Origin of the sequence: Dechloromonas sp. A34 (genome assembly GCF_026261605.1) — a bacterium.
Classification (GTDB): domain Bacteria; phylum Pseudomonadota; class Gammaproteobacteria; order Burkholderiales; family Rhodocyclaceae; genus Azonexus.
Genome location: NZ_CP102486.1, coordinates 388,436 through 411,286 on the forward strand (window position 1 = coordinate 388,436; position 22,851 = coordinate 411,286).

At 63.9% G+C, this 22,851-nt stretch carries 21 protein-coding genes; 11 read left to right on the top strand and 10 right to left on the bottom strand.

Features of this window, described 5'->3' with window-relative positions:
• Nucleotides 1-92: 92 nt before the first annotated feature.
• From NQE15_RS01890 to NQE15_RS01900, 3 genes are read left to right on the top strand one after another with little or no spacing between them, the layout of a single operon-like run.
• A complete protein-coding gene (locus NQE15_RS01890) occupies nucleotides 93-1,322 on the top strand; it encodes a phenylacetate--CoA ligase family protein (RefSeq protein ID WP_265946023.1) in 1,230 nt (409 codons plus the stop codon).
• 13 nt (nucleotides 1,323-1,335) lie between these two features.
• Nucleotides 1,336-1,836: a hypothetical protein gene (locus tag NQE15_RS01895; RefSeq protein ID WP_265946025.1), complete on the top strand. Its 501-nt coding sequence runs from the start codon at nucleotides 1,336-1,338 to the stop codon at nucleotides 1,834-1,836.
• Entirely contained in the window at nucleotides 1,833-2,990 is a 1,158-nt protein-coding gene (locus NQE15_RS01900) for a CaiB/BaiF CoA transferase family protein (RefSeq protein ID WP_265946028.1), read from the top strand. Before NQE15_RS01895 ends, NQE15_RS01900 begins: the two co-directional genes overlap by 4 nt.
• A gap of 60 nt (nucleotides 2,991-3,050) precedes the next feature.
• Here NQE15_RS01900 and NQE15_RS01905 read toward each other — a convergent pair whose 3' ends face one another.
• The 3 genes from NQE15_RS01905 to NQE15_RS01915 form a co-directional block, all read right to left on the bottom strand.
• Nucleotides 3,051-3,236 (bottom strand): hypothetical protein, encoded by a 186-nt coding sequence (locus NQE15_RS01905; protein WP_265946029.1) that lies wholly within the window; start codon nucleotides 3,234-3,236, stop codon nucleotides 3,051-3,053.
• 164 nt (nucleotides 3,237-3,400) lie between these two features.
• A complete protein-coding gene (locus tag NQE15_RS01910) occupies nucleotides 3,401-4,261 on the bottom strand; it encodes an SPFH domain-containing protein (RefSeq protein ID WP_265946030.1) in 861 nt (286 codons plus the stop codon).
• A 13-nt stretch (nucleotides 4,262-4,274) separates the two neighbouring features.
• Nucleotides 4,275-4,715, bottom strand: a complete 441-nt coding sequence (locus NQE15_RS01915; RefSeq protein WP_265946031.1) for an NfeD family protein — start codon at nucleotides 4,713-4,715, stop codon at nucleotides 4,275-4,277.
• Between the two features lie 108 nt (nucleotides 4,716-4,823).
• On the opposite strand from NQE15_RS01915, the gene NQE15_RS01920 reads away from it, so the two are divergent.
• Entirely contained in the window at nucleotides 4,824-5,720 is an 897-nt protein-coding gene (locus NQE15_RS01920) for an AEC family transporter (RefSeq protein WP_265946032.1), read from the top strand.
• Here NQE15_RS01920 and NQE15_RS01925 read toward each other — a convergent pair whose 3' ends face one another.
• Nucleotides 5,721-6,179: a PhaM family polyhydroxyalkanoate granule multifunctional regulatory protein gene (locus NQE15_RS01925; protein ID WP_265946033.1), complete on the bottom strand. Its 459-nt coding sequence runs from the start codon at nucleotides 6,177-6,179 to the stop codon at nucleotides 5,721-5,723.
• Between the two features lie 182 nt (nucleotides 6,180-6,361).
• On the opposite strand from NQE15_RS01925, the gene NQE15_RS01930 reads away from it, so the two are divergent.
• A complete protein-coding gene (locus NQE15_RS01930; RefSeq protein ID WP_265946034.1) occupies nucleotides 6,362-7,024 on the top strand; it encodes a response regulator transcription factor in 663 nt (220 codons plus the stop codon).
• Here the strand turns inward: NQE15_RS01930 and NQE15_RS01935 are convergent.
• From NQE15_RS01935 to NQE15_RS01955, 5 genes are all read right to left on the bottom strand, one after another.
• A complete protein-coding gene (locus NQE15_RS01935) occupies nucleotides 6,994-9,084 on the bottom strand; it encodes an ATP-binding protein (RefSeq protein WP_265946035.1) in 2,091 nt (696 codons plus the stop codon). The two genes, NQE15_RS01930 and NQE15_RS01935, sit on opposite strands and share 31 nt — an antisense overlap.
• Nucleotides 9,085-9,090: 6 nt before the next feature.
• Complete coding sequence (locus tag NQE15_RS01940) at nucleotides 9,091-9,840, bottom strand: class I SAM-dependent methyltransferase (RefSeq protein WP_265946036.1); 750 nt, start codon at nucleotides 9,838-9,840, stop codon at nucleotides 9,091-9,093.
• A 7-nt stretch (nucleotides 9,841-9,847) separates the two neighbouring features.
• On the bottom strand, nucleotides 9,848-13,297 hold the full coding sequence (locus NQE15_RS01945) for an indolepyruvate ferredoxin oxidoreductase family protein (protein ID WP_265946037.1): 3,450 nt from the start codon (nucleotides 13,295-13,297) through the stop codon (nucleotides 9,848-9,850).
• A gap of 154 nt (nucleotides 13,298-13,451) precedes the next feature.
• The gene (locus tag NQE15_RS01950) at nucleotides 13,452-14,846 is read right to left on the bottom strand and encodes an FAD-binding oxidoreductase (protein ID WP_265946038.1); all 1,395 of its coding nucleotides are present in this window, start codon (nucleotides 14,844-14,846) and stop codon (nucleotides 13,452-13,454) included.
• Nucleotides 14,843-16,138 (bottom strand): GNAT family N-acetyltransferase, encoded by a 1,296-nt coding sequence (locus NQE15_RS01955; RefSeq protein WP_265946039.1) that lies wholly within the window; start codon nucleotides 16,136-16,138, stop codon nucleotides 14,843-14,845. The genes NQE15_RS01950 and NQE15_RS01955 overlap by 4 nt, the downstream gene beginning before the upstream one ends.
• 121 nt (nucleotides 16,139-16,259) lie before the next feature.
• On the opposite strand from NQE15_RS01955, the gene NQE15_RS01960 reads away from it, so the two are divergent.
• The 6 genes from NQE15_RS01960 (at nucleotide 16,260) to NQE15_RS01985 (ending at nucleotide 21,834) form a co-directional block, all read left to right on the top strand.
• Entirely contained in the window at nucleotides 16,260-17,621 is a 1,362-nt protein-coding gene (locus tag NQE15_RS01960; RefSeq protein ID WP_265946040.1) for a branched-chain amino acid ABC transporter substrate-binding protein, read from the top strand.
• A gap of 69 nt (nucleotides 17,622-17,690) precedes the next feature.
• Nucleotides 17,691-18,614, top strand: a complete 924-nt coding sequence (locus NQE15_RS01965) for a branched-chain amino acid ABC transporter permease (protein ID WP_265946041.1) — start codon at nucleotides 17,691-17,693, stop codon at nucleotides 18,612-18,614.
• Entirely contained in the window at nucleotides 18,611-19,669 is a 1,059-nt protein-coding gene (locus NQE15_RS01970) for an ABC transporter permease subunit (RefSeq protein WP_265946042.1), read from the top strand. The genes NQE15_RS01965 and NQE15_RS01970 overlap by 4 nt, the downstream gene beginning before the upstream one ends.
• A complete protein-coding gene (locus tag NQE15_RS01975; RefSeq protein ID WP_265946043.1) occupies nucleotides 19,669-20,430 on the top strand; it encodes an ABC transporter ATP-binding protein in 762 nt (253 codons plus the stop codon). The genes NQE15_RS01970 and NQE15_RS01975 overlap by 1 nt, the downstream gene beginning before the upstream one ends.
• A complete protein-coding gene (locus NQE15_RS01980) occupies nucleotides 20,423-21,127 on the top strand; it encodes an ABC transporter ATP-binding protein (protein ID WP_265946044.1) in 705 nt (234 codons plus the stop codon). Before NQE15_RS01975 ends, NQE15_RS01980 begins: the two co-directional genes overlap by 8 nt.
• 86 nt (nucleotides 21,128-21,213) lie before the next feature.
• Nucleotides 21,214-21,834, top strand: a complete 621-nt coding sequence (locus NQE15_RS01985; RefSeq protein WP_265946045.1) for a hypothetical protein — start codon at nucleotides 21,214-21,216, stop codon at nucleotides 21,832-21,834.
• On the opposite strand, the gene NQE15_RS01990 is transcribed toward NQE15_RS01985, so the two are convergent.
• Nucleotides 21,835-22,851: a CDP-6-deoxy-delta-3,4-glucoseen reductase gene (locus tag NQE15_RS01990; protein ID WP_265946046.1), complete on the bottom strand. Its 1,017-nt coding sequence runs from the start codon at nucleotides 22,849-22,851 to the stop codon at nucleotides 21,835-21,837.

Here is a 22,851-nt window from a genome sequence, read left to right on the forward strand (position 1 = left end):
CTTGCCCTGAGCGGCTACTTTGCCGCTCCGTCCTGCTGCACGCACTGAAACCATTCGCCCTGGGCGACCGCGAAAAAACGGAGAAAACCCACATGAGCTTTTACGACCCGCTCGAGACGCGCGACCCCGATGAGCGCGAGGCCGACCTGATGGACAAGCTGGCCCGCCAGGTGGCGCATGCCAAGGAAACGACGCCCTACTACTTTCACACGCTGGCCGGGATCAATCCCTTTGACTGCGTGACACGCGAAGCGCTGGCCCGGCTGCCGCTGACCCGCAAGCGCGACCTGATCGAGCTGCAGCAGAAGACGCCGCCCTTCGGCGGACTGAATTCGCTGCCCCGCCACAAGGCCAAGCGTGTCTTCGCCTCGCCGGGTCCGATCTACGAACTGCAGGGCAAGGACATCGATCCCTGGCGCATGGCCCGCGTGTTGTACGCCGCGGGCTTTCGCGACGGCGACCTGATCCACAACTGCTTTTCCTACCACTTCACGCCCGGCGCCTTCATCTTCGAAGGCGGGGCGCGCAAGCTGGGCTGCGCCATCTTCCCCGGCGGCACCGGGCAGACCGAGCAGCAGGTGCAGGCGATCGCAGCCCTGCGCCCGGATGGCTACGTCGGCACCCCGTCCTTCCTGCGCATCATTGTCGAGAAGGCCGAGGAAATCGGGGCCGACATTGGTTCGCTGCAGAAGGCCTGCGTTTCCGGCGAGGCCTTGCCAGGTGTCACCCGTCAGTGGTTGAGCGAGCGCGGGATTTCCGTACGCCAGTGCTACGCGACGGCCGATATCGGCGCCATCGCCTATGAAACCGAGGCCGAAGAGGGGCTGATCGTCGAGGAGGGGCTGCTGGTCGAGATCGTCCGCCCTGGCACCGGCGACCCGGTCGAGCCCGGTGAAGTCGGCGAAGTGGTGGTCACCACCTTCAATCCTGACTACCCGCTGATCCGTTTCGCCACCGGCGATCTCTCCGCCGTCCTGCCCGGACGTTCGCCCTGCGGGCGCAGCAACATCCGGCTCAAGGGCTGGTTGGGCCGAGCCGACCAGACGACCAAGGTCAAGGGCATGTTCGTGCATCCCGAGCAGGTTGCCGAAATATCCCGGCGCCACCCGGAAATACACCGCATGCGCCTGGTCGTCGACAATCCGGGCGGTCAGGATCGCATGGTGCTGCACTGCGAGATCGAGGCCGGCGGCGAGGCGCTCGATAAAGCGGTGGTCGCCAGCCTGCGCGAAGTCACCAAGCTGCGCGGCGAAGTCGCCTTTTCGGCCCCCGGGGGCTTGCCCAACGACGGCAAGGTGATCGAAGATAGCCGGATCTATTGAACCGGCAGTTTTCATGCGCACACTTCTCGTCGTCCTGGCGTTTCTTGCCCCACCGTCTTTCGCCGCCGACCCGGTGCTGCGCCCCTCGGCTCAACTGCTTTTCAAGCAACCGGAACTGCTCCAGGCCGGGCGCTGCGTGGCCTATCGCGAGGGCGGCAGCGGCTGGGTGATGACCGAACCGGTCTATTACCTGAAGGGCACCGTGCTTGCCGCCGAGGTGCGCACCCGTCATCTCGGCCGCTGCCCCACGGTACCGGGCAAGAACATCGAACAGTACAGCCGCGAGGAATTCAACCGCCACGCGCTGGCCTATCCCTGCGTTGCCGAGACGGCGCCGGAACGGGACGAGCAGCTCGGCGTCGTTCGCCTCCAGGTCGCCGACTGGGAAACCCCGCATGGTGTGCGGGCGGCCAGTGCCGGCCGCCTTTACCGCGGCATGTTCATCGACCGCAAACTGGAAAAGGGCATGGAAATCGAACTCGAAGCCGATCTGCTGGGAACCTGCGACCAATGACCCGGCCACCGCCGTTGACCGGGGTTCGCGTTCTCGACCTTACCCGCCTGCTGCCCGGGCCGGTCGCCACGCTGCATCTGGCCGATCTCGGCGCCGAGGTGATCAAGATCGAAGACCCCCAGGTCGGCGATTACGCCCGTACCCTGGGTGCCGGGCAGGGCGAGGACAGTGCCTATTTCCGGATGATCAACCGTAACAAGCAGGGCCTGCGCCTCGACCTCAAGAAGACGGAAGGTGTCGAAATCTTTTTGCGCCTGGCGCGTGACGCCGATGTCGTCGTCGAGAGCTTCCGGCCCGGCGTCATGGACAAGCTCGGCGTCGGCTATGCGACGGTCGCGGCCATCAACCCCAAGATCACCTACTGCTCGATCAGCGGTTACGGTCAGGACGGGCCGTACAAGGATCTCGCCGGACACGATATCAATTACCTCGGCTACGCCGGCGTGCTCGACCAGATCGGTTCTGAGGGCGGCCAGCCGGCGGTCCCCAATTTCCAGATCGCCGACTTGCTGGGCGGCGCATTGACCGCCGCCATGGGCATCCTGGCTGCCGTGGTCGAAGCGCAACGGACTGGTCAAGGCCGCTATGTCGACGTGTCGATGACCGACAGCGTGCTCGCCCATACTTATTTCACCATGCTCCGCCTCAACGATGCCGGCCATTCGGCACCGCGCGGCGGCGACCTGCTCTCCGGTGGCTTGCCCTGTTATGCGACCTATCGTTGCGCCGATGGCAAGTACATGGCGGTCGGCGCACTCGAGGGTAAGTTCTGGATAGTCTGCTGCACGGTGCTCGAGCGTCCGGAGTGGGTCAAGCGCCAGTGGGATGCCGGCCTGCGAGCAGAGATGGCGGCCGTCTTCGCCCAGCGTTCACGAGACGCCTGGGCGGCGCTGTTCGGGGCAGTCGATTGCTGTGTGACGCCGATCCTGACGCCGGAAGAAGCGCTCATCAACGAGCAGATCGTTGCCCGCGGCATGGTTCTCGCGAATGACGGCCTGACCCAGTTCGCACCACCGCTGAAGATGTCAGATTACTGCTTTTCTGTCCGCCAGGCGGCGCCGAAAGCGGGTGAGCACAACATGACCATTCTGCAGGCGGCCGGCTATTCGGAGCAGCAAATCGCCGAACTGCAACGGAGCGGTGCGCTCGGCTGAGCATGGCTTTTGAATCGCCACGGGGTAAAACCGGGGCGTGGCGCGGTTCTTCCCCTCAGCCTATTGGTGTTTCCAGTCGCTGGCGCGGCGGCGCTGTGGATGCAGGACAACCCGCGCCACGACGGCGGGGGGGACGCCAGCGTCACTCATCAGCTTGACCCCGGATCGCAGGTCAACCAGCAGCGCCGTTGCCAGCCCCTTGTTCACGGCAGTTGCCGTCAGGTAATCAAGACGAACATCGCTCATCATTCACTCCTTCACCCGTCCAGCCCTGTTGCATAGCAGTTAAACGGTCCGGAACGGGCAAATTCCCTTATCCCGAAGGTTTTGACGCTGATTTGCTGGCTATGGTTCCCTGCGGGCGGAATTTTGTTCAACGATTCGAGAGGGCATCGCGCCCCGCCTGGGGATCAGGCCCGCCGCCCGAACAGCCCGCGCACGGCTTCCTGCAGGTCGGCTGGCAGCACGACGACCTTGGCGTTGTCCTTTTCGCCCATGCGTTCCAATGCGGCGATGTATTTCTCGCCGAGCATGTAGGACATCGGGCCGGTCTGCTCACCGATTGCCGCGGTGATGCGGCGGATGGCCTCGGCTGAGGCTTCGGCCAGCATGACTTGGGCGTTGGCATCGCGCTTGGCCGACTCCAGGCGCGCCTCGGCTTCAAGGATGGCTGCCTGCTTGGCACCTTCGGCCCGGATTACGACCGCCTTGCGCTCGCGCTCGGCGGCGGCCTGCATTTCCATCGCCCGCTGCATCGACTCGGAGGGCTTGATGTCCTGGATCTCGACTGATTTCACCGTCAACCCCCAGTCGACCGCCTCATCGGCAATGCTTTCGCGCAGTCGGGCCTTAATCTTGTCGCGCGAGGACAGCGCCTCGTCGAGTTCCATCTCGCCAACGATGGAGCGCAGCGTGGTCATGATCAGGTTGCGGATGGCTTCGGAAAAATCGGTGATGCCGTAGACCGCCTTGACCGGGTCGGTGACCTTGATGAAGGCGATGGCATTGGTCAGGATCACTGCATTGTCGCGGGTGATCACTTCCTGCTCCTGGACGTCGAGGATGATGTCCTTGGTCACCAGTTGATAGGCGACCTTGTCGAGGTAGGGAATGACGATGTTGAGGCCGGGTTTCAGCGTTCCGTGATATTTGCCGAGCCGTTCGACGATCCACTCTTCGCCTTGGGGCACGATGCGTACGCCCTTGGCGATGGTGACGACGACAAAGACCAGGATGGCCAGGGTGACGATGAGTCCTGCATTGATATCCATTTTTGCTACCTCGCTAAACTTTGCCAACCTTCAGGAAACTGCCTTCGATCGCCACGACCTTGACTCGCTCGCCGGCGGTAATCGCTGAGTCGGCCAGGCAGACCCATTCATCCGAGCCGAGCACCGGGCGCTGAAAACGTACCTTGCCCTGCTCGAAAGGGGCGACGGCACGGACCAGCAGGCCGATTTCCCCGATTACGTCGCCAGAGGCCGTGCCGGCCCGGGTCTTGATGAAACTCCGTTTGAAGACGCGGAACCAGAGCAGCACCATGGCCAGCGAAGTCAATGTCCAGGTCGCCAGCTGGGCGGTCAGCGAGAGTTCGAAGGCCAGGGCCAGCAAGCCGACCAGCAAGGCACCGAGTCCGAACCAGACGATGAAAAACGAGGGAATGAGCAGTTCGGCGAGAACCAGCACAATGCCGCCCACGATCCAGGCCCACCATTCGATATTCATACGTTTCTCCTTGTTGCGGCGAGTATTTCGAGTTTGCCGGTGGCGGTCAAGCCGGGCTGCGGTTTTCCACAGTTTGGCAGGGGTGGCAGCCGATCCTACAATGCGGCCATGAATACTGCATTGCTGCTGCTCCCAGATTTTGCGTTGATCCTGCTCGGTGCCGCTATCCGGCGCTGGATGCATCTCGGCGATCATTTCTGGAACGGGGTCGAGAAGCTGGTCTATTTCATTCTCTTCCCGGCGCTGCTGATCAATGCCATCGTCACGACCCGGCTCGATCTGGCGGCGGCGCTTCCGCTGCTCGCCACCGCTTTTGCCGTGATGGCCTGCGGCATGGTGCTCGGCATCGTTCCCAAGCTGTTAAGCCGGCTGCCGGCGTTGACCTACGCCTCAATGTTCCAGTGCGCCTACCGTTTCAATTCCTACATCGCGCTGGCAGTGGCTGGGATGCTGTACGGATCGCCGGGCATCGCCACGATGGGCTTGATCGTCGGCGCCGCGGTGCCGTTCGCCAACCTGGTCTCGGTCTGGATGCTCGCCCACCACGGCGAAGTCGGCCTGTGGCGAGAGGTCGCGCGCAATCCGCTGATCTGGGGAACGGCCGCCGGCTTCCTGCTAAATCTGCTCGGTTTCGTGCCGCCGGCGCCGTTGCAGGCCTTTCTCGGCCGCCTGGCCGATGCCTCGATCGCGCTCGGCCTGATTGCCGTCGGTGCCGCCCTGCGCCTGGAGAGTACGCCCGGCGTCCGGGGTTTTTCGGCCTGGCTGGTCGCGGTCAAACTGCTGGCCCTGCCGGCGATCGCCCTCGGCATCGGGGCCGGGCTCGGCCTCAGCGGCTTGAATTACCAGATAGTGGTTCTGTTCGCCGCGCTGCCGACGGCATCGTCGGCCTACATCCTGGCCATGCGCATGGGCGGCGACGGGCGCAGCGTCGCTTGGCTGATTTCGGTGACGACCCTGGGTTCCATGCTGACGCTGCCGTTCTGGGCAGCGTGGCTGGCGCGCTGACTATTTCTTGGTGCGTCGGCTCGGCTTGTCGGCCGGTGCTTCGTCGGCAGTAGCTGCGTGTACGGCGGCTTCGGCCGATTGCTGCATCTGCTCGCGCATCTGCTGCATCATCTGCCAGGGCCACATCGCGGCTTCGGAAAAGGCGGTCGTTGCCTGTTCTTCAGCCGCAGCCTCGGCGGCCGCTTCCGGGGACATCGATTTGGCCGCGGTGGTCGCCATCTTGCCCATGGCCTGCACGGTCGAAACGGTGGTACGCTGCATTTCCAGACCCTGGATGGTCATCTGGAGCATCGAGAGATTCATCCGCAACCAGCCTTCGACGGCCTTCATGTCCTTGATGCGCTTGTCGAGCTCGTCGAGGTCGAAGGTCGGGGCAACCATGCCGGGGAGGGTGAAGCCCATGTTCCCCCACAGATTGCGCATGAAATTGAGCGGATCGTGTACTTGATCGTTGGTCATGTCTCTCTCCTTCTTGTTGGGTACATTCATCATAAACCACTTTTCCGGGGCTTTTCCCGGTAATTGGCCTCTGAAGTGGCGAACGACGCCTTCAGGCCGGAAGGCTATGCCGCCGGTCAGATTCCATGAACATACCGACTGACAAAGTGATAAATTAGCGCCCGGTCGAAAAGGGGATCGTCATGTTGAAGTTGCTGGTGGTGGAAGATCATGCCTTGGTGCGCGAAGGACTGGCGCGCCTGCTCGGACAGATTGAGGAGGGGGCAACGGTTCTGGAGAGCGAGGATTTCGAATCGGCGCTGACCGTGCTCGACAATGAAGGCGAGTTCGATCTGGTGCTACTCGATCTGGCCCTGCCCGGGATCGACGGTTTCGCCGGGCTGGACATCCTGCGGCGGCGCTATCCGGCGATGCCGGTGGCCGTGGTCTCGGCCTTCGACGATACGCCGACCATCACCCGGGTGCTCAATCTAGGCGCCTCCGGATTCATTCCCAAGGCATTCTCCGGCGAGGCCTTGCTGGCAGCGGTACGCGAAGTGCTGGCCGGCAACATTTTCCGACCGAGTGGCCAGCAGGGCGCGCGCCTCGACGACGCGACACCGGTGCCGCCCTCGAAAATCAGCGTCCGGCCCGACGAAATAGGGATCACCGACCGCCAGGCCCAGGTTCTGGCCCTCATGGTGCGTGGCTTGTCGAATCGGGATATCGCCGATCAGCTTGAGCTTTCCGAAGGCACCGTGAAGATTCACGCGACGGCGGTTTTCAAGGCGCTTGGTGTCAATAGCCGGACTCAGGCCCTGGTTGCCGTGGCCCGTTACGGCATCGATTTCGCGGACGTCTTCTGAAGCTGATTCAGTAGCGCCCGCAGCTTGGCCGGACGAACCGGCAGCGGCAGCGCGTGGCTGCCATGCGGTAGTGGCGGGTTGCCCTCGGTGACCAGAACGATCAGTGGCGCGCCGGTTTCCCGTTCGGCGGCAACGGTAGCCGCCAGCTCGGCGTCGGTGACTAGAACGGCGGCGTGCGGTAGATGCAGGGGCGCCGTCCCGGCCTCGTCGCTGACCGCGAAGCTCCAGCCTTCGACGAGTTTCATGCAGCTAATCAAGGCATCCGAGTTGCCGATAAAATGGACCTTGCCGGCTGTCGGCGGGCGGCTTTCCGGTGGCTTGTGGCTGATCGGCTGGCCGAGCGGGATCTGAAGCGCGAAGGTCGTGCCTTCGCCGAGCCGTGAGTTCAGGCTGACCCTGATGTCCAAGGCGCGGGCCAGGCGATCGATGATCGAGAGCCCCAGGCCCAGACCACGACTTTGTTCACGGGCCGGATTCCCGATCTGGTAGAACTCGGCAAAGATCGCCGCCTGATGTTCCGGGGCGATGCCGACCCCACTGTCGCGGACTTCGATCTGTATCATCTCGCCACGGTGGCGGGCCGCCACCAGAACGCGGCCGCCGGTCGGGGTGTAGCGCAGGGCATTGGAGACCAGGTTGGCGATCATCCGTTCGATCATCACGGGGTCGGATGACAACCAGTGCTTGGTCGGCCGGAAACGCAGCGTAAGTTTGCGATCGACCGCGGCCCGCCGGAAGAAATTGTGCAGCCGTTCAAACATCGGGTTGAGCGGAAAGTCGCGAATTTCCGGCTTGATACCGGCGACGTCGAGCCGGGAAATGTCGAGCAGCGAATCGAGCAGTTCGCCGAGCACGGTGGTCGAGGTGGCGATCTGGTCGGCCAGGCGGGGCAGATCCTGTTGGTTGCCGGTCCGTACCTGGCGCCGGAGGTCGGCTGCGAACAGCGACAGGGCATGCAGTGGCTGCCGCAAGTCGTGGCTGGCGGCAGCGAGAAAGCGGCTCTTTGCCTTGTTGGCACGTTCCGCCGCATCCTTCTGTCCGGCCAGCTGTTCGGTGGCCGCCCGGACGCGCTCTTCCAGATTGTCGTGGCTGGCTGCCAGTTCGTCGGTCATCGCGCCCATTTCGCGCACCTGGCGGCGGACGAGGAGGGCGCCGACGAGCAGGACCAGGGTGACCAGCAGGCCGAGCGTGCCCAGTTCGAGCAGTCGGCTGCGCCAGCTGGCGAGCAGGGTATCTTCGGGGATGGCGGTGAGTATCCGCAGGTCGGAAAAGCCGGGCACTGGCGAGACCGATACCAGCAGTCCGTTGCCGCTGCTGAGACCGGTTTGCGGCAGCAGATCGCGCAGCCTGCCGGAAAACAGGACTTCAGTCGCCTGGGCACCGATTAGGGGTGATTGGCGACTGAGGTCGACCGGGCGACAGGAACCGACGACCTGGCCCTTGGCGTTGATCAGAACGGCCTCGAAGTCGTCGGAGAGGCGGTTCGACCAGCAGAAATCCTGAAGATAGGCCGGCTCGATGGCGCCGAAGGTGACGCCGGTGAAGCGCCCCTCCTCGCTGACGATGCGGTGGCCGATGGCATAGGTGTAGCGGCCGGAATTGCGGCCGATGTAGGGGCCGTACGATGCCGACTCGGCACCCCCTTCAAGGGCGACGAAATAGGGGCGATCCTTGACGTTGATGTGTGGTGCCGGGAAATAGGTGGAAATGAAGCGTTGGTTGCCGTGGTGATCGAAAATGATCAGGTCGCGCAGTTGCGGCATGGCGCGCGAATGGCGCTGGGCGACATATTCCCAGCCCTTGCTCGGCTCCCAGTTTTCCCAGTCGCGCCGGTTGTGCGAGAGGTCGGACGACATCTCGCGGAGCAGCACATCGATCGCCTCGAAGGAACGCGCCGTATGCTCGGCCATCATGATGCCGAAGTGCTGGAGCCGCTTTTCGCCAGCCTCGATGTCGCGCTGGCGGGCTAGCACCAGGTCGGTCAGAAAGACCGCAAGCACGCTCAGCGTACTGATCAGCGCGACAAACAGGGCGAGGGTTTCCGGCTTGCGGCGCAACATTGGGGTTCAGAGTTGGTAGCAGTAGAGCGGCCGGGGTGGCGTGCAATCGACTTCGATAATCTGGCTTGGGGTTGCGCCGGGAACCGGAAAACTGTTGCTGATCAGCAGGCTGCCGGGCTGCATTTCGGCTTGGGCCTTTGCCCAGAGCCGGGGCATCGGCACCGGCGAGAGGAAGGCATAGACCACGTCGTAATCGCCCAGATCGGCCTGCCAGAGATCGTCCCAGCGCCAGCGGATGTTGGTCCGGCCGAGGCTGAACAGACGGCCGAGCAGCCAGGTCAACGGTGCGTTCTCATAGCCGGTGAAATGGCTGTCTGGGAGCAGGTCGGCAAGCGGGACCGTGGTGCTGCCGATGCCCGAGCCGAGATCGAGAAAACGCGACGGGCCGCGTGCGGTCAGCAGTTCGGCCAGGCGGGTGACGGTCTGTTTGTTGGAGAGGTAGAGCGGCACCTGACCGGAGAGGGCGCCGCGATAGACCAGCAGCAGCAGGAAGAAAGCGAGCAGGAACCAACCCGGATCGATGGCGAGACGGTAGGTCGCCCAGACCAGCGGCATGAAGCCGGCATGGATAATCCGCCACCACCAGGGCTGGCGGGTTACCGTGGAAAAGATCAGGGCAACGCCGCCGATCGCGAGGCTGGTTTCGAACCAGGGCAGGGTTTGTGCCGTCCAGCCGAAATAGGGCCAGGCAAGGGACAGAACAAGGATGACCGCCGCCCCTTGCAGGGCAAACTGTCGGATCGGTGGCGAGGACATCCGCCAATTATGCCATCAGCGCCGCCCTCGCCGTTTCTCTGAGCGCTGTGGCCTTGGCCGCAGCCTGCGTCCGGATCGGCCCGAAGCCACGGACTTCGCTCGGCCAGTTGGCTAGTTTCAAGGCAGCTTCCGACGTGCCGTGCGCGCTGCCGAGTAGGTCGAGGTCGGCCTCGTAGTCAGCCAGCAGCTGGCGGTCGAGGGCCTTGTCGGGGCCATGGCGGAAGGGATCGAACCAGCTGCCACGCAGGCGGCGGGCTTTCGCCAGGACCTTCAGAACGCCAAGCAGCCAGGGACCGAAGGTGATCTTGCGTGGCCTGCCGTCCGGGCCGGGGCGGGCAAGTAGCGGCGGGGCGAAATGGAAGGTGAGGCGTGGGCTGCCCGCGAAGGATTCGCCTAGCTGGTGCAGGAAATCGCCCGTGGTATAGAGCCGGGCGACCTCGTATTCGTCCTTGGGGGCGAGCAGACGGGCGTACTGGGTGGCAATGCTGCGGCTCAGCGCTTCGTCGCCATGGGCGCGGATGCTGGCCAGTCGACGCTGATAGCGCTCGGCCAGGCTGGCGTCCTGGTAGGCGGTCAGGTGCTCGACCCGGCTGGCGATCAACTCGTCCAGCGTCGGTTCGACGAAGGGCGTGCCGTGCAGCGGGCCGGCGATAGCTGCCACCCGTTCCGGCACGACGGCGGCCCGGCGGCCCCAAAGGAAGGCTTGGCGGTTGGCGTCGACGGCCGTGCCGTTGAGGACGATGGCCTGGTCGAGTGCCGCCGCCGAGACCGGGACCAGGCCTTTTTGCCAGGCGTAGCCGAGGAGCAGAATGTTGGCGTAGAGTGCGTCGCCCATCAGCCGGGTAGCCAGGTGCTGGCTGTCGATGAACTCGACCTGCTGGTCGCCCAGCGTATCGACCAGGATTTTCTGCATGCCGGCCAGCGGGAAGCGCCAGTCGCGGTTCTTGGTGAATTCGGCGGTTGGCGTTTCGGTGCAGCTGACCACGGCCCGGGTGTGGCCTTCGAGCATTTTCGCCAGGGCTTCGGTGCTGGCGCTGACCACCAGGTCGCCGCCGAGGATGGCATGCGCCTCACCGGTGGCAATGCGCGCGGCGTGGATGTCTTCCGGCCGGTCGGCGATGCGCAGGTGCGAGAAGACCGCACCATACTTCTGGGCCAGGCCGGTCATGTCGAGGGTCGAGATGCCCTTGCCGTCGAGGTGGGCTGCCATGCCGATCAGGGCGCCCAGGGTGATGACGCCCATGCCGCCGACTCCGGTGATCAGCAGGTTGTAGGGCAGGGCGGTGGCCGGCAGGGTCGGTTCGGGCAAGGCTGTCCAGTCGTCGCCTCCCTGCGCGGCACTGCTTTTCTTCGGCTTGCCGCCTTCGATGGTGACGAAGCTCGGGCAGAAACCCTTGAGGCAGGAGAAGTCCTGATTGCACGATGACTGGTCGATCTGCCGCTTAGTGCCGAAGGTGGTTTCGACCGGCACTACCGACAGGCAGTTGGACTGCACCGAGCAGTCGCCGCAGCCTTCGCAGACCGCCTCATTGATATATACGCGCTGGCTGACCACCGGCATCTTGCCGCGTTTGCGGCGCCGCCGGGCCTCGGTGGCGCAGACCTGGTCGTAGATCAGCACCGTGACGCCGGGCTCCGCGCGCAGTTCGCGCTGAACGATGTCGAGCTCGTCGCGGTGGCGGACCGGCACGTTGGGGGCGAGATCGGTGACCTCAGCGTACTTGGCCGGGTCGTTGGTGACGATCACTGTGCGGTTGACGCCCTCTGCTTCGAGCTGGCGGGTCAGCCGGGCGACACTCAGGTTGCCGTCCACCGGCTGGCCGCCGGTCATCGCGACGGCGTCGTTGTAGAGGATCTTGTAAGTGATCGGTACCTTGGCGGCGATCGCCTGGCGGATGGCGAGCAGGCCGGAGTGGAAGTAGGTGCCGTCGCCGAGGTTGGCGAAAATGTGCTTTTCTTCGGTGAACGGGGCCTGGCCGACCCAAGGCACGCCTTCGCCGCCCATGTGGGTGAAGGTGGCCGTGCTGCGGTCCATCCAGGTCACCATGTAGTGACAGCCGATGCCGGCGACGGCGCGCGAGCCTTCCGGCACCTTGGTCGAGCTGTTGTGCGGGCAGCCCGAACAGAAATGCGGTTTGCGCTCGGCGAGGACGAGCGGCGTCAGGGCCGCCTTCTGCTTGGCTTCGATCAGCTGCAGGCGGGCGGCGATGGTCGGCGAGGTGAAGAAGCGGCCGATGCGTTCGGCGATGACGCGGGCGATGGTGGCGACCGGCAGTTCGCCGGTGGCCGGCAGCAGCCAGTTGCCTTCCGACCATTCACCAATTTCGTCGAACTTGCCGACGACGCGGGGCCGGACGTCTTCCCGCCAGTTGTAGAGCTCTTCCTTGAGCTGGTATTCGAGCAGCTGGCGCTTTTCCTCGACGACCAGGATTTCTTCCAGCCCCTCAGCGAAGTGGCGGACGCCTTCCGGCTCGAGCGGCCAGACCATGCCGACCTTGAAAAGCCGGATGCCGATCTCGGCGGCCAGTGCGTCGTCGATGCCGAGCTCGTCGAGCGCCTGGCGGACATCGAGGTAGGACTTGCCGGCGGTCAGAATGCCCAGCCGCGGGTTCGGCGAGTCGATGATCACCCGGTTCAGGTGGTTGGCGCGGGCATAGGCCAGCGCGGCGTAGAGCTTGTGGTTGAGCAGCCTTTCTTCCTGAAGCAGCGGCGGGTCAGGCCAGCGGATGTTGAGGCCGTCAGGCGGCAGGGTGAAGTCGGTCGGGATGACGATCTTGAAGGCGGCCGCATCGACGCGCACCGAGGCCGAGGTCTCGACGGTGTCGGCCAATGCCTTGAAGGCCACCCAGCAGCCGGAATAGCGGCTCATCGCCCAGCCGTGCAGGCCGTAGTCGAGGTATTCCTGGACATTGGCCGGGTAGAGAACCGGCATCAGCACCGCCTTGAAAATGTGCTCGGTCTGGTGCGGCATGGTCGACGACTTGGCGGCGTGGTCGTCGCCGGCAATCACCAGCACGCCGCCGTGCTGTGCCGTGCCGGTGGCATTGGCGTGGCGGAAGACGTCGCCGCAGCGGTCGACGCCCGGTCCCTTGCCATACCACATGCCGAACACGCCGTCGTACTTGGCGCCGGGAAAGAGGCCGACCTGCTGGCTGCCCCAGACGGCGGTCGCCGCCAGATCCTCGTTGAGGCCGGGCTGGAAGGTGATGTGATGGTCGGCGAGGTGCTGTTTGGCTTTCCACAGGCCGAGGTCGAGATTGCCGAGCGGGCTGCCGCGATAACCGGAAATGAAGCCGGCGGTGTTGAGCCCGGCGGCCAGATCGCGTTCGCGCTGCATCATGGGCAGGCGGATCAGGGCCTGGGTGCCGGTCAGGAAGACGCGGCCGGTCGTGCGGGTGTAACGGTCATCCAGTGCGGACGGATCGGCGCGTAGCGCCGGTTGAGCCAGATTGCTCATCGTTGTCTCCGGTTATGACGCCTTGTGGGCGTGGTTGATCAGTCCGCCGCCGGGGGTGGTGGCAACGGCTGTGTTGGAGATTGGATTGTGGCGGCCGGGCAATGTTCCGGCAAGTGGATTTATTCGCTGGCCGGGCCGGCCCGGCCGCTCCCGATCATTCGTGCGGCGGTGGCAGGATTTTTCCGGGATTCAGCAGGTTGGCCGGGTCGAGGGCCTTCTTGATGGCGCGCATCACGTCGACCGCGACTTCGCCGTGCTCGAGCGGCATATATTTGCGCTTGCCGAGGCCGATGCCGTGTTCGCCGGTGCACGTGCCTTCCATGGCGATGGCGCGCTCGACGACGCGCTGGCTGATCCAGGCCGCTTCGCCCATTTCCTCGGGGTTGGCGGTATCGACCAGAACGACGAGGTGGAAATTGCCGTCGCCGACATGGCCGAACAGCGCGATCGGGATGCCGACCCGGGCGATGTCCTCGTTGGTTGCGGCGATGCATTCGGCGAGCCGCGAAATCGGCACGCAGACATCGGTCGGGAAGCAGCGGCAGCCCGGCTTCAACTGCAGGCAGGCGAAGTAGGCGTCATGGCGGGCTTGCCACAGGCGGCTGCGATCCTCGGGGTGGGTCGCCCAGGCAAAGTTGGCACCGCCCAATTCGTCGGCGATGGCCTGCACCGTCTGCGCCTGCTCGGCGACCCCGGCCGGGCTGCCGTGGAATTCGAAAAACAGGGTCGGCGCTTCGGCGAGCGTGGTCTTGCTGAACAGGTTGATGGCTTTCAGCGACAGGGCATCGAGCAGTTCGATGCGGGCGACCGGCACGCCGAGCTGGATGGTCTGGATCACCGTCTGCACCGCCGAGTCGATGTCGGGGAAGGTGCACACGGCGGCCGAGATGGCTTCGGGAATCGGGTAGAGCTTGACGGTCAGTTCGGTCATGATGCCGAGCGTGCCTTCCGAACCGACCAGCAGCCGGGTCAGGTCGTAACCGGCCGACGACTTGCGGGCGCGGCCGCCGGTTTTCATGACCCGGCCATCGGCCAGCACGGTGGTCGTGGCCAGCACATTGTCGCGCATCGTGCCGTAGCGCACGGCATTGGTGCCCGAGGCGCGGGTCGCCGCCATGCCGCCCAGGGTCGCGTCGGCCCCGGGGTCGATCGGGAAGAAGAGGCCGGTCCCCTTCAGCGCATCGTTGAGCTGCTTGCGGGTGACGCCGGCCTGGACGGTGGCATCGCCATCTTCGGCATGGATGGCGAGCACCTGGTTCATGCCCGAGAGGTCGAGCGAGATGCCGCCGCTCGGGGCCAGGACGTGGCCTTCGACCGAGCTGCCGACGCCGTAGGGAATGACCGGCACGCCGTACTCGGCGCATAGTTTGACGGTCAGTGCGACCTCGGCGGTGCTTTCGGCGAGGACGACGCCATCCGGCAACTGCGGAGCGTGAACGGATTCGTCGCGGCCATGCTGGAGGCGGCTGGATTCGCCGCGCGAAAAACGCTGCTGGAAATGGTCGGCCAGTTGTCGGGCCAAGGCTTCGGGGAGGGTATTGTGGGTCACTGGAGGAAACGGGTGGCGTGGTCGAGATCGGAGTGAGTATGCCCTTCATAGAGGGCGGTGACGAATTTTCGCCAGACCAGGTCCGGTTCGCCGATGCGGAAGCCGCAATAATGGTGGTCGTTGGGTGCGGATTCCTGGACCGCCTGGACGGTGAGGCGCGAGACCTCGTTGGTGCCGAGCTGGATGACGGCGGTCAGCCAGACTTCGGTTGGAATCTTGCGCCCGATCCGGGCCCGGAAGCCGTAGCGAGAGACCTCGCTGACTTCGACCGGGATGGCCTTCTGGTCGGCGGCACCGATCAGGCGGGCTGGGCATTTGACGGAAAAGCGCTGGTGGCGGCGCACCTTGGCATCGGCCGGTTTGTCGGGTAGTGGCGGCAGGACGCTCTGGTACTCGGGCAGGTCGTAGATCAGGTGCATCAGGGTTTTCTTGCGGTCGCTGAGTTCGGCGAAGACATTGGTCCGCTGATTGAAAAAGTAGTCGATCAGTTTCGGCGTCAGGACCGGATCGTTGGTGGTAAAGAAGCGACGGTGCGGAATCTGGATGTTGGGCAGCGTCGTTTCCTTGAAGTAGTGGTACAGATTGCGCCGCAACGGCTTGCCGGCATAGGCCTGGCGCAGGATCTCGGGGGCGTGCTTGAGGTCGAGCGTGGCGCCGACCGCCGGGGCGCCATTAACGAAGTCGTAGCTCTCGACCACCGTGCTGGTTAGCCGGCGGAAGAAGAGCAGCGATTCATACATCTCGATGTGGCGAGGGTTGACCGCGATGACCAGGTGCCGAGTATCGAAAAAGGTCGTGCAGTACTCGTACATGAACTTCATCAGCGGAAAGAGGATTGTTCCGCCGGTGCGCCGAAAGCGCGGATGGACGGCCAGCGCCGAGACCTCGGCGATATTGCCTTCCTTTTCTCTGACGCTGGTCAGATCGAAGATGCGTTGTAGCGGAAAGCCGATGGCGCTCTCGCGGATCAGCGACAGCGTGCCGACCACCTGCTCGTCGTACTTGGCGCACAGCGTCGTCGTCGTCGGCAGGGCGTGGTAGATGGTGACCCGCATGCCGGAAGGGTCGGGGGTCATGAAGCCGCTGCTGACATAGGCGTCGTGCAGCAATTTGAAACAGGCTTCCAGTTCCTCGCGGGATTCGGCGATTTTCAGGACCAGGCGCTTGTTGGGCTCCGGGTCGCAATCGACAAAGGAGCGATAGACATTGTGCCGCTTGGCCTGCGGCAGCAGGGCAAAGAGTTTGCGCGCTAGCTGATGCAATGCGTTACGCAGGCGAGAAGTAGATGGCATTGGCAACACACTTTCCGAACGGTCGCGTTTTTCATCATAGCAGCTTGTTATTGACATGTATTCCGCCCCTCCGCACAATCGGCGGCCATTAATCAACCACCAGAGATCAGGAGAAACACCGATGCAAGCCAAGCTTTCCGTAGTTGCCCTCTCCGTAGTCGCCGCTTTTGCATTTTCCGCCTGTGGTCAGAAGGAAGAGCCGAAGCCTGTCGCTGCTCCGGCCGCACCTGCTGCGCCGGCCGCCAAGCCGGAAGTGGTGGTCAAGCTGGGTCATGTCGCACCGATGACCGGCCCGCAGGCCCACCTTGGCAAGGACAACGAAAACGGCGCCCGGCTGGCAATCGAGGAACTGAACGCTCAGGGCCTGGAAATCGGTGGCGCCAAGGTCAAGTTCGAACTGCTCGGCGAGGATGATCAGGCCGATCCGAAACAGGGCTCGATCGTCGCCCAGAAGCTGGTCGATGCCAAGGTCAATGGCGTGATCGGTCACCTGAATTCCGGTACCACGATCCCGGCCTCCAAGCTCTATGCCGACGCTGGCATCCCGCAGATTTCCGGTTCGGCGACCAATCCGAAATACACCCAGCAGGGCTTCGCCACCGCCTTCCGCGTGATGGCCAACGACGTCCAGCAGGGCAAGGCGCTGGGCGAGTTTGCCGCCAAGCAGGGGGTCAAGACCGTCGCCGTGGTCGATGACCGCACCGCCTACGGCCAGGGTCTGGCCGAGGAATTCAAGAAGTCGGCCACCGCGGCCGGTCTGAAGGTGGTTGCCGACGAATTCACCAACGACAAGGCGACCGACTTCAAGGCCATCCTGACCAAGATCAAGTCCAAGAAGGCCGATCTCGTCTTCTTCGGTGGCATGGATGCCCAGGGCGGCCCGATGGCCAAGCAGATGAAGGAACTCGGCATCAAGGCCAAGTTCCTCGGTGGCGACGGTGTCTGTACGCCGGAATTCATGAAGCTGGGCGGCGAAGCTACCGAGGGCCAATACTGCTCCCTGCCCGGCATGCCGCTCGAGAAGCTGGCCAAGGGTCCGGAGTTCAAGGACAAGTTCACCAAGAAGTTCGGCGCCGAAATCCAGCTTTACGCTCCGTATGTCTACGATGCCGTGATGGTGATGGCCGACTCGATGAAGCGCGCCAACTCGGTCGAGGCCGCCAAATACCTGCCGGAAGTCGGCAAGACCCATTACGATGGTGTGACCTCGATGATCGAGTTCGACCAGTTCGGTGACCTCAAGGGCGGTGCGATTTCCGTCTATCAGTACAAGGGCGGCAAGCTGGAGTACGTCGAAACCCTGGGTGGTGGTACGGTTGCCGCAGTCCAGTCGGACGTCAAGGAAGCCGTGGCCGAGGTCAAGGATGCCGCCAAGGCGGTTGCCGGTGCGGCGACCACGGCCGGAGCCGAGGCCGTCAAGGCCGGGGCCGACGCTGTCAAGAGCGCGGCTGAGGCGACCAAGGCAGCAGTCGAGAAGAAGTAAAACGTTTCAACGTGACGAGAACGGCGCCGCAAGGCGCCGTTTCCACATATTGCGGTCGACTTACGCTTAATGGATATTTTTCTTCAGCAGATCATCAATGGCCTCGTTCAGGGCAGCATCTATGCCCTCGTCGCGCTTGGCTACACGATGGTGTACGGCATCATGGGCCTGATCAACTTCGCGCATGGCGAAGTGGTGATGATCGGCACGCTGGTCACCATCACGGTGGCAGGCAGCCTGATCAAGGCTGGGATGCCGGTGGCGCTGGCCGGCCTGGCCGGGATCAGCGTCTCGGTGCTGGTCTGCATGGCGCTAGGCTGGGGGCTGGAGCGTATCGCCTATCGGCCGTTGCGCAATGCGCCACGCCTGACGCCGCTGATCACGGCGATCGGCATGTCGATCGTGCTGCAAAACCTGGCGATGATGATCTGGGGGCGCAATTACATGACTTTTCCGCCCTTGCTGCCGAAAGCCCACTTCGAATTTGCCGGCGCCAATTTCACCATGGTGCAGGTCATCATTGTCGTCGTTTCGGCCCTGACCATGGGCGGCCTGCTGCTGCTCATCTATCGCACCCGGCTCGGCATGGCGATGCGCGCCACGGCGCAGAATCCGGCGGTGGCCAGCCTGATGGGGGTCAATATCAACCGCGTCATTGCCGCTGCCTTCGTCATCGGCTCTGCGCTCGGCGCGGTGGCCGGGGTGATGGTCGGTTCCTACTACGAAATCGCCCATTACCAGATGGGCTTCATGCTAGGCCTCAAGGCCTTTACGGCGGCCGTACTCGGCGGCATCGGCAACCTCGGCGGAGCGATGGCCGGCGGCATCCTGCTCGGCCTGATCGAGGCACTGGGCGCTGGCTACATCGGCGATCTGACCGGTGGCTTCCTCGGTAGCCATTACCAGGACATCTTCGCCTTCATCGTGCTGATCGGCGTGCTGATGTTCAAGCCATCCGGCCTGTTCGGCGAAAAGACCGGAGACCGGGCATGAACAAGTGGCTGACTCCGCGTTCCGCGCTTGGCGTCGTCCTGATTGGCGCCGCCCTGATCGCCCTGCCGTTCGTCGCCGCGATGGGCGGTCAGGCCTGGGTGCGCATCCTGAATTTCGCCATCCTCTATGTCTTCCTGGCCCTCGGGTTGAACATCGTGGTCGGCTTTGCCGGCCTGCTCGACCTTGGCTATATCGCCTTCTATGCCGTGGGCGCCTATGTCTATGCCTTGCTGGCCAGTCCGCATTTCGGCCTGCACTGGCCGTTCTGGGTCATTCTGCCGATCGGCGCGATGGTCGCCTGCTTCTTCGGGGTGCTGCTCGGCTCGCCGACCCTGAAACTGCGCGGCGACTACCTGGCCATCGTCACCCTGGGCTTCGGCGAGATCATCCGCATCTTCCTGAATAACCTGAACGCGCCGATCAATGTCACCAACGGCGCCCAGGGCATTACGCTGATTGATCCGGTGGCGATCGGCGGCCTCAAGTTTTCCGGGACGACGCAGGTGCTCGGCATTTCACTGAGTGGTCCGCAGAAGTATTACTACCTGCTGGTACTGCTCGCCATCCTCGTCATCGTCATCAACCTGCGCCTGCAGCATTCGCGGATCGGCCGCGCCTGGCAGGCCATCCGCGAGGACGAGATCGCCGCCAAGGCTGTTGGCATCAACACCCGCAACATCAAGCTGCTGGCCTTCGCGATGGGCGCCAGTTTCGGCGGCGTCGCCGGCGGTATCTTTTCGGCCATGCAGGGTTTCGTTTCGCCGGAAAGTTTCTCGCTGATCGAATCGATCATGATCTTGGCCATGGTCGTCCTCGGTGGCATGGGCCACATTCCCGGTGTGATTCTCGGCGCAGTGCTGCTCAGCATCCTGCCCGAAGCCTTGCGCTACGGCGTCGGGCCGATTCAGATGGCGCTCTTCGGCAAGCTGCTGGTCGATCCGGAAAGCCTGCGCATGCTGATTTTTGGCCTCGCCCTGGTGCTGGTCATGCGCTTCAAGCCGGCCGGACTGTGGCCGTCACCCGAACGCAAGCGCGAACTGCAGGGGGATGCGTGATGGCTGAAACATTGCTCGAAGCCCGCGCCGTCGCCAAGCATTTCGGCGGCGTCAAGGCGCTGCGCGATGTCTCGCTGAGCATTCGGCACGGGGAAATCTACGGCCTGATCGGGCCGAACGGCGCCGGCAAGACGACCTTCTTCAACTGCATGACCGGGCTCTACATTCCTGATGGCGGCGGCTTCGTCTTCGACGGCGCACCGCTGGTCGCCGACGCGCCGCATCAGGCGGCCGAGCGCGGCATTGCCCGTACCTTCCAGAATATTCGCCTGTTCGCCAACATGACGGCCGTGGAGAATGTCATGGTCGGTCGCCACGTGCGGACCAGGGCCGGTGTGCTCGGTGCCATGCTGCAGACGGCGGCGACGAAAGCCGAAGAAGCGGCGATCCGCCAGCGGGCGATGGACCTGCTGCACTACGTCCGCATCGAGGAACGGGCCGACGACCTGGCCAAGAACCTGTCCTACGGCGACCAGCGCCGGCTGGAAATCGCCCGCGCCCTGGCCACCGAGCCCAAGCTGCTCTGCCTGGACGAACCGGCCGCCGGCATGAACGGCACCGAGACCGCCGAATTGCGCGAACTGATCGACGGTATCCGCCGCGACGGGACGACCATCCTGCTCATTGAGCACGACGTCAAACTGGTTATGGACCTCTGCGACCGCGTCGCGGTGCTCGACTATGGTGCCCTGATCATCGAGGACGTGCCGGCCGTGGTGCAGAAAGATCAACGTGTTATCGAGGCTTACCTAGGTGCTTGAAGTTACCGGACTCCGCGTCGCCTACGGCGGCATCCAGGCCGTGCGCAGCATTACCTTTCACGTCACCGAAGGCGAGATGGTCGCCCTGATCGGCGCCAACGGCGCCGGCAAGACCAGCACCTTGAAGGCGATCGCCCGGGTCATCGATGCCGCCGGCGGCGACGTCCATTTCGGCGGTGAAAAAATCAGCGGCATTGCGCCGCACCACATCATTCGCAAGGGGATCGCGCTGGTGCCGGAAGGGCGGGGCGTCTTCCCGCGGCTCTCCGTCGCCGAAAACATGGCGATGGGCGCTTTCCGGCGTCACGACAAGGCCGAGATCGCGGTCGATCTGGAGAAAATCTACGGCTATTTCCCGCGCCTCAAGGAGCGCGCCGCCCAGCTGGCCGGCACCCTGTCCGGTGGCGAGCAGCAGATGCTGGCCATCGGCCGCGCCCTGATGAGTCGGCCGAAGATGCTGCTCCTCGACGAGCCCTCAATGGGCCTGGCGCCGATCATGGTCCAGAAGATTTTCGAGGTCATCCGGATCGTTGCCGCCGAAGGGATGACGACGCTGCTCATCGAGCAGAACGCCAAGCTGGCACTGGAGTCCAGCCAGCGCGGCTATGTCATGGAAAGCGGCGAAATCACGCTGACCGGTGAATCGGCCAGCCTGCTCAACGACCCCAAGGTGCGCGCCGCCTATCTCGGCGAATAGTTGGCGGTATTTTCGGCTGGATCAAACGTTTGCCCAGACGGGCGGGGCACAATGGGCGCCTCGTCCAGACAGAGGAACGCCGCGCCATGAAGATTCGCCATTCACTTTCCGCGCTAGCCATTGCCTTGCTCGCCAGCGGACTGCACGCCGAAGAGGCCAACCCTGCTGTTAGTACGCCGAAATTTGCTTACGGCATGCTGTTGCAACACGATGGCCGGGTGATTTTTTCTCCCTGTCGCGACCGCAGCTACTCGATCATGGAAGACGTCTCGCCCGGTCATACCGTTACCCAGGCGCTGAACAGCATCGGGCTGGCTACCGGCAAAAAGCTCTATGTCGAATTGATGGCCGTCGTCGAAGGCGGCGCGCTGAAAGCCTCGGCCCTGAATCTGGCGCAGGTCGAGGGCCGTTGCCAATTGCCGGGAACCAGCGACGAGGCCTGGCGTGCGGCCGGCAACGAGCCAGGCTGGATACTGGCCGCCGGCGGCGAGCGCATCGTGCTCAAACGTCACGGCCAGGCCGATCTGAGCGCCCCTTATCTGGCTGCCAAACAGGACGGCAAGGCCGTCGTTTTCGCCGCGGACCATTTGTCCGTCCGCCTCGAAAACCTTGTCTGCAAGGACAGCACCGGCGCTGCCGTGTTTGGCTGGACGGCCAGTGTCACGGCCGATGATCAGGCGCTGCAGGGCTGCGCCTGGCAACGCTGATCAGTTGGTCGAGAAGGTAAAGGGGTCGGCGAAGAACTCTTCTTCCGGCAACCGGCAACGGGAGACGAAGTCGCTCTTGGCGACGTCGATCATCGTCGGCGAACCGCAGGCATAGACCTGGTAGCCGGAAAGGTCGGGGAAATCGGCGAGCACGGCGAGATGCACGAAGCCGGTGCGGCCGCTCCAGGCATCGTCGGCCGCCGGTTCGGAGAGCACCGGCACGTACTGGATGTTGCCGTGGGCGGCGGCCCATTGTTCGGGCAGGGCGTTCTGGTAGAGATCGACCCGCGCCTTGGCGCCCCAGTAGATATGGATCGGACGCTCGCACTTTTCGGCGATGGCATGCTCGACGATGGCCTTGATCGGCGCGAAGCCGGTGCCGCCGGCGAGCAGGATCATCGGTTTCTTCGAGTCCTCGCGCAGGTAGAAGCTGCCGTGCGGACCCTCGAAACGCAGGATGTCGCGGACCTTCATCGTGGTAAACACTTGCTCGGTGAATAGACCGCCCGGCACGTGGCGGATGTGGAGTTGCAGCAGGTCGTCGTTTTCCGGGCCGTTGGCCAGCGAGAAACTGCGGCGCTTGCCGTCCTTGAGCAGAATGTCGATGTACTGGCCGGCCCAGAACTGCAGGCGCTCGTTGGCCGGCAGGCGGAGATGCATCTCGATGATGTCGGGAGCCAGCTTCTCCATTTTCTCGATGCGCGAGGGCAGCATCTTGACCGGAATGTCGCTGACCGAGCCGAGCTGCTTGCATTCGATGACCAGATCGGACTTCGCCTTGGCGCAGCAATAGAGCGCCAGGCCGGCGGCTTTTTCCTCTTCCTTCAGGGCATGCAATTGCGCCGTGCCGTAATCGACGCTGCCTTCCAGCACTTTGCCCTTGCAGACGCCGCAGGCGCCGTCCTTGCAGCCGTAGGGCAGGGTCAGCCCTTGCCGTAGCGCGGCGTCGAGCAGGGTTTCATCGGCCTCCGCCGCAAACTCGCGGCCGCTCGGCTGGACAGTGATCTGGTAGCTCAT